This is a genomic window from Terribacillus jepli (assembly GCF_047228925.1).
Classification (GTDB): domain Bacteria; phylum Bacillota; class Bacilli; order Bacillales; family Amphibacillaceae; genus Terribacillus.
Genome location: NZ_JBFEGH010000034.1, coordinates 1 through 643, shown reverse-complemented (window position 1 = coordinate 643; position 643 = coordinate 1). Strand labels below are relative to the sequence as shown.

The following is a 643-nucleotide window of genomic DNA, read 5'->3' as shown; positions in this document are numbered from 1 at the left end:
TGGCTAAGGCGATTTTCCCTTACCCATTCTTTACTTCCTTCCCAAACATGCCTTGTAATGACTTTTCGATGATTTCTCGATCTCGTACAATTAGCCAATAACGGGCACACAGCACATTGTTTGGGATCAGAAGCATACTCCTTATATCCATCTCGATTTGTTGTTCTTAGTTGTAAAGTTTGTCCGTTCGGACAAACATAACTGTCTCTCTCTGCATCATATTGGAACTTCCATTTCGGCATTAGTCCTTTCGTGGGATGAAAGCGACGATGACCAATGACGGCGAAGATATTTTGTGCTTTCAGAGCGTGACAGATTGGGGTAGTAAGATAACCTGAATCGAGAGCGACAGCTTCCACTGCGAAGTTGAAGCGTTCTTTTTGGCGTTCAAGACGCTCCAAATAAGGCCTTGAATCGTGGACGTTTCCGGCCGTAACGTGGACATCGGTGATGATATTGTATTTCATATCCGTTGTTCTGTGGTCCAGGTAGAAAAACCCTTCGGGCTTTCCTTCCCGATACATATAGCCACTCTCCGGATCAGTCGTACTTTCCTTGATCTCTTTTTTCCCTGTCACCTCCTCCCGGCGATTTAGCGCTTTTTTCCCTGTTTTGTGCGTTCTTTCTGGATTGCATTGTCTAA

General features: G+C 44.8%; 1 pseudogene. It reads right to left on the bottom strand.

The annotated features are described in order from the left end of the window. Positions 1 to 643 (bottom strand): annotated as a pseudogene (locus AB1K91_RS19945) (transposase); the annotation flags it as partial.